4 protein-coding genes are annotated in these 2377 nt (G+C 69.3%); all 4 read right to left on the reverse strand.

Annotated features, from left to right (window positions below; genetic code table 11):
• A partial coding sequence (locus tag AB0M20_RS38640; protein ID WP_364305910.1) for a zinc-binding alcohol dehydrogenase family protein occupies nucleotides 1-582 on the reverse strand: 582 nt, incomplete at its 3' end.
• Nucleotides 579-938 carry a hypothetical protein gene (locus AB0M20_RS38645; RefSeq protein ID WP_364305912.1) on the reverse strand — a complete coding sequence of 120 codons (360 nt, stop codon included), beginning with the start codon at nucleotides 936-938 and terminating at the stop codon, nucleotides 579-581. The genes AB0M20_RS38645 and AB0M20_RS38640, both read right to left, overlap by 4 nt.
• Nucleotides 939-954: 16 nt before the next feature.
• The gene (locus AB0M20_RS38650; protein WP_364305914.1) at nucleotides 955-1818 is read right to left on the reverse strand and encodes an extradiol ring-cleavage dioxygenase; all 864 of its coding nucleotides are present in this window, start codon (nucleotides 1816-1818) and stop codon (nucleotides 955-957) included.
• 12 nt (nucleotides 1819-1830) lie between these two features.
• Nucleotides 1831-2301, reverse strand: a complete 471-nt coding sequence (locus tag AB0M20_RS38655; RefSeq protein ID WP_364305916.1) for a citrate/2-methylcitrate synthase — start codon at nucleotides 2299-2301, stop codon at nucleotides 1831-1833.
• Nucleotides 2302-2377 lie beyond the last annotated feature (76 nt).

Below are 2377 nucleotides of genomic sequence, written 5' to 3' on the forward strand. Positions count from 1 at the left end.
CGCGAAATCTGCGTCGCCGAGGCGGATCACCGCGGTCGCGCCGGCTCGCTCGGCGCGGTCGGCGGCCGCCTCCGAACGGCAGGCCGCGACCACCCGGCGTGCGCCGTGCAGCAATGCGAGCTGGATCGCTGCCTGACCCACCACGCCGCCGCCACCCAGAACCAGCACGTGCTCGCCGTGTTGCAGACTGCCGCGCCAGGTCAGCGACATCAGGGCGGCAACCGCGGAAAGACCCAGAGCGGCGACCAGCTGATGATCGACGCCGTCCGGCAGTGGCACCAGGTCGTCGAGCGGAACCACGGCCCACTCCGCGAGGCTGCCGTCGCCGGGCTGCATCCCGGCCGAGGTGGCGAACCAGACCGCCGTGCCGTCGTCCAACTCGCCGACGCCCTGCACGCCGGGCACGTACGGCGTGGCCGGCGGTCCGAAGTAGGACGTCCCCGTCGCGCAGAGCACGTCCAGTGGGGTGATGGACGCCGCCGTGACTCGGACCCGGGCCTGGTTGTGACCGGGTGCCGGCACGTCACGGTCACCTATCGCCGGCGGCTTGCCGTGCGTGTCGATGAGGGCCGCGCGCATCATGTCGCGATGTCCGGATACGGCATGTTGAAGTGCTGCATCCGCTCGGCGAACGCCAGCTGATATTCCAACGGGCCGTGGTCGCGCTCGAACATGGCGATGAACAGCGTCAGGGTCAGGAACGGATGCGCGCCCAGCTCGAAGAGCCGCACGTGGTCGTGGGCGGCGAGGGCGTCGCGTTCCGCGTCGGTGAAGCGCAGCCACGTACTCGCCTCACCGGTGTGGCAGTTGAGCACGGCGTTCGCCCGCTCGGCCTCCCACCACGACACCATGCCGGCCGGGTCCTCGCGGTATCGCTCGACCAACTCGGGGTCACGGTCGACCGTGTAGAGGAACTTGTTGAGCAGGTACTTGCTCATTGCGGCGCTCCGTTTCTCATTGCGGCGCTCCGTTCGGATACCAGGTGAAGTAGGCCTCCCTCGTGTGGAAGAGGTCGAGGCTGTCGACGTGGTTCGCTTTCGCCCCGGCGCCGGCCACGCCCATCATCAGCATGAAATCCATGAACCCGTGCGTGGCGTTGCCCGGCGAGTGCAGGCTGTCGAGCGTGACCTCGGACAGGCAGCCGTCGAGGTCGCCGGTGGCGATCCACTCGATCGCCTTCAGGTCGAACTCCGGGTCGGGGCCGTGGGGACCGAACTGCCGCGGGCCGCCCAGCTCCAGCGACAGGTGACCGGTGCCGATGATGGCCACCCGCAGATCGGACGGCCAGGACTCGACGATCTCGCGGATCGCCTCACCCAGTTGCACGAAGCGTTTCGGGCGGGGCAGCGGCGGCGCGAAGATGTTCGTGTAGATCGGCACGATCGGCAGATCGGCCTCGGGGCGCAGCGTGATGATCGGGCACGTGATGCTGTGGTCGATGCGCAGCTCGTTGCTGAACGCCAGGTCGAAGTCGCGGTCCAGGCCCTCGCGCAGCAGGTGCGCGGACAGGTCCTCGTCGCCCTTGAGCAGCATGCGCGGCATGCCGAACTCGCGTTCCTCGTTGTACCAGTTCGCGTCGTAGAACGGCGCCTTGCCGATCAGGAACTGCGGCATGTTGTCCAGCCACAACTGGTGGAAGTGGTCGGAGCCGACCATCACCAGCACGTCCGGGTTGGCCCTGGTGAGCGTCTCGCGGAACGCGGTGATCTTGCGGACCCACTCGTCGGCGAAGGGTGGACGGTCGTCGCCCGTGGCCGTGCTGGCCTTGTAGTAGAAGGGATGGTGGGTGGAGGCGATCACCGCTACGACGGTGGCCACGGCAGCTCCTCTCTACTGTCCGTAGACCGCGTTGCGGTCGACGGTCATGTACACGTCCATGCCGATCGGGTCTCGGCGCTCCTCGGCCAGGTGCCCGAGCAGACCGGCGGCGCGCGCCAGCAGCGCGAAGCCGCGCAGCATGTCGACCGGCAGCCCGAGGTCGGCCAGCGCGGCGCCGCAGACCCCGGCGCCGTTGAGCGGCAGCGTCCGGCCGAGCACCTGGCGATGCACGCGGCCGATCGCCTCGAACAGCCGCAGATGCGGGCCGCGCAGGCCCTCCTCCTGGGCGATGCCGATCAGGACCGGGGTCCGCGGATCCTGCACCTTGTGGACGGGGTGCCCGAGGCCGGGGACGAACCGCTTCTCCGCCCGCGCCGCGGTGACCGCATCGAGGGCGACCGCGTCCCAGCCGGCGTCGTCCGCCGGCACGTCGGGCAGCGCCCGGATCGTCGCGTCCAGGAACCGTCCACAGTCCTCCGTCACGCCCAGGAAGCGGGACCCGCCGCCGAGCAGGCCGGCCGCGAGCTCTTGGAACCATACTTAATATAGAAATATCAAC

Source organism: Actinoplanes sp. NPDC051633, assembly GCF_040681735.1.
Lineage (GTDB): Bacteria > Actinomycetota > Actinomycetes > Mycobacteriales > Micromonosporaceae > Actinoplanes.

What these genes read in the sequence shown, in the direction of transcription:
- AB0M20_RS38645 (WP_364305912.1), bottom strand. Translation starts at nt 938, where the DNA reads ATGAGCAAGTACCTGCTCAACAAGTTCCTCTACACGGTCGACCGTGAC.